Below are 3399 nucleotides of genomic sequence, written 5' to 3'. Positions count from 1 at the left end.
TTTGAAATCGACCGCGACGCCATCGCGCGTTACGGCCTCACCATCGGCGATGTGCAGGATGTGTTGTCCGCGGCGCTGGGCGGAATGCCGCTGACCACGACCGTGGAGGGCCTGCAGCGCTACACCGTGAACCTTCGTTACGACCGCGATTTCCGTTCCGACCTCCGCGCGCTCAAGGAAGATATCGTGATTCCCACGCCCGCCGGACCTCAAATTCCCCTCGGCCAGCTAGCCTCGCTCAAGGTCGTTGACGGCCCAATGTCGATCAAGAGCGAAGGCGCCGTGCCGAGCGCCTGGGTTTACGTGGACATTCGGGGCATCGACGTGGGCACTTACGTGCAAATGGCCATGCACGCGGTCAACGAAGCCATAGCGAACGGCACGATCAAACTTCCGCCAGGCTACAATATTTTTTGGAGCGGCCAATTCGAATACATGCAACGCGCGAAACAACGCCTGATGGTGGTAGTGCCGTTCACACTGCTTATCATCATCCTGATCATCTATCTCAACACCCGTTCAGCCGTCAAAACCGCCATCGTGATGCTCGCGGTGCCCTTCTCGCTGGTCGGCGCGTTCTGGGTGATCTATCTGCTCGGCTATAATATGAGCGTCGCTGTGTGGATCGGGATTATCGCGCTGGCCGGTCTGGATGCGGAAACCGGTGTGGTCATGTTGCTCTATCTCGACCTTGCCTACGATGAGTGGAAGAGGAGGGGTGCGATGCGAAACGTCACCGACCTGCGCGACGCGATTTACCACGGCGCGGTCAAACGTGTCCGCCCGAAGGCCATGACCGCGTGCGTCATCATCGCCGGCCTCGCGCCGATTCTCTGGAGTCATGGCACCGGTGCGGACGTGATGAAGCGCATCGCCACGCCGATGGTCGGTGGTGTGGTCACGTCCACACTCATGGAATTGCTCGTTTACCCGGCGATCTTTTTCCTGTGGCGCTCGCGTGGAGTCAGACGGAACGAAGGGGAGGCCGGACGACAGGCGCGCATCGCCAGCTGAGCTGGCGCTCGTCAGTGGCAGGCGCAATCTTTGGTTTGCGTCAACCCTTCGGAAATCGCGGCGGCGCGGCCACGTTAAAAAGCGCCCGGTCGCAGACCCGTTGAGTCCAAAACGTGAAGATTACCGCTACTGATCAGACAAGCGTCTGTGACGCCAAATCTTCTCCCACGCATCACCGCGCGACGCGTGGCTTCACTTCAATATCCGTGTAAAGAATCGTGTCGGCATCGTGGCCGTACGGTCCCATCAAAGATTGTTTTCCGTCCGGTCCAACCACGAGCGAACAACCGATGCACTTGCGGCCTTTCCATGGGCCGTCCGTCAGCCAGCCGACGTTGCTGACGCCGGCAATCCACGTTCGGAAATCGCGCGCAACGGGACAGTAATTGTCGAGCCAGAGACGGCCATACGGTTCCTTTGTGTTGTCGTGATCCGCGGGCACTGCCCACGCACAGGGTGAAAGAATAATCTGCGCCCCCATCAAGCCGAGCATCCGACTGACAACCTGCCCCGCGGCAAAAGCATCGGCGCAGATCATCACGCCGAAAGTTCCCAGCGGCGTGTGTGCGACACACAGGCGATCCCCTTGTGCGTAGAATTGGTGCCCGATTTCCAGTTCGTTCAGCTTGCGGTGATGAAGAATGACATCACCCACAGAGTCGATGAGGACCGCGGAATTGAATACCGAATCTGCCGTGCGCTCAATCAACCCTGTGCAAACATAAATTTTGTTCCGGCGCGCGGCCTCGCGCAGTTTCGTGCAGGACGGACCGCGGGGAATGTCGTCCGCTTCGGTTCGCGCCGACGAGTGTGTCCAGCCCAGCGTCATCGCTTCCGGCAGAACGACAACCTGCGCGCCGTTGGACGCGGCTTCGCGGACGCGTTCGAGGGCGCGCTTCAGATTGGCGTGTTTGTCTCCACCCTCGACCAGCATTTGCGCCAGGGCGAGTTTGAAACATTTGCTTCGCACCGCGTCCAGTGAATCGCGTCTGGACAGGGAACGCCAAGATTTTCTTTTTTGTCGCGCGGCGGCGCCCGGCCGACAGTCGCGAACGGGTGATCTTCAGCAACGCGTGCAGACCGCGAATCACCGGATTTGTTTGATTTCAGCAGGATGAATTGCTCCGCTTTCGTCATCCCTTGGATGGCGAAGAGGTCGGCGTGTCGTTCGCGCTTCCTTCCTGGTGGCCTTCCATGATCGCAGGTCGCGCTGACGCGGCCATAAGGCGTGAAATGAAGTTGTCATGAAACGCATCGCACTCTTTGCCTTGGTAGTTTACTTGGGTCTGTTCGCCGCCGGCCGCCTGATGGCCGCGGCCACGCTGACGACATTGCACGTGTTCCAGGGCACCGACGGCAATGCGCCCGTGGCCCCGCTGATCCTCGGGCCGGATGGCGCGTTCTATGGAACGACTCAGGTCGGCGGCGGGGTAAACGGCATGGGCACCGTGTTCAAACTCACCGTCCAAACCACCACCGCCACGAACATCAGTTGTGTCCTGTCCCCCGCCTCGGCCACCAACGCGGTCGGCACCGTTCACACGGTCACCTCCAACGGGGTGCCGCGCAGCAGTGTGCTCGTCAGTTTCAGCGTGACCGCCGGCCCCAACCTCGGTCAAAACGGCTCCGCAACCACGAGCGCCTCCGGTTAGGCAAGCTTCAGCTACATCGGCGGCACCACGCCCGGCACTGACACGATCCGGGCCGCCAGTCTCGGCGCCACCGGTACGGCGACCAAGGTCTGGGTCGCGCCTGACAGCGTCGGCGATGGCATCTCGGATTGGTGGCGCGCGCAATACTTTGGCGGCAACGGCACAACAACCAACGATCAATCCTGTGCGACTTGTGACGCCGACGGCACCGGCCAGAACAACCTGTTCAAGTACGTCGCCGGTCTTGACCCGACGAATTCTGCGTCGGCGTTCGTGCTGAGCGATCAAAATGTGAACGGCCAGCAATTGAACCTGATCTATGGTCCGATTGCCGCCGGTCGCATCTACACGCCGCAGTTCAGGACCAACCTCGTCATGGTGTCTGGGAGACGTTGACCGGATTCAGTGGACCAACGACCAACAACAATCAGGCGACCATCACCGGTCTGAACGCGACCGATACATCCCGGTTCTACCGCATCGGCATCTCGCTGCCCTGAAAGGTCACGGAGTGTTGCCCCGGGCATCGCGTCACGACCAAAGCACGATCGAAGCTCCGTTCCAGCCCGTTCATTGATTGTCCGATTTGAATTCGGCTCGTCCTTGATCAAAGTTTTCGAATGAACCCGTTTTTCAGTTCGGGCTATTCCCGACCGGACGCGGCGATGAACGGTTTCAGTTCGGCCATCAATTCCACGAAGCCTTTCAAGGAAAGCTGCTGCGCGCCGTCGCT

General features: G+C 60.1%; 3 protein-coding genes. 2 read left to right on the top strand and 1 reads right to left on the bottom strand.

From position 1 onward, the window contains the following. The coding region (locus tag VN887_01840; GenBank protein HXT38743.1) for an efflux RND transporter permease subunit at positions 1-1014 on the top strand (1014 nt) is incomplete at its 5' end. Between the two features lie 172 nt (positions 1015-1186). Here the strand turns inward: VN887_01840 and VN887_01835 are convergent. Then, positions 1187-1984 (bottom strand): carbon-nitrogen hydrolase family protein, encoded by a 798-nt coding sequence (locus tag VN887_01835; GenBank protein HXT38742.1) that lies wholly within the window; start codon positions 1982-1984, stop codon positions 1187-1189. 274 nt (positions 1985-2258) lie between these two features. Here VN887_01835 and VN887_01830 point away from each other — a divergent pair, with 274 nt between their 5' ends. After that, complete coding sequence (locus tag VN887_01830; protein HXT38741.1) at positions 2259-2666, top strand: choice-of-anchor tandem repeat GloVer-containing protein; 408 nt, start codon at positions 2259-2261, stop codon at positions 2664-2666. Positions 2667-3399 lie beyond the last annotated feature (733 nt).

It is taken from the genome of Candidatus Angelobacter sp., assembly GCA_035607015.1.
GTDB lineage: Bacteria > Verrucomicrobiota > Verrucomicrobiia > Limisphaerales > AV2 > AV2.
This window is presented reverse-complemented; position numbering and strand designations above follow the sequence as displayed.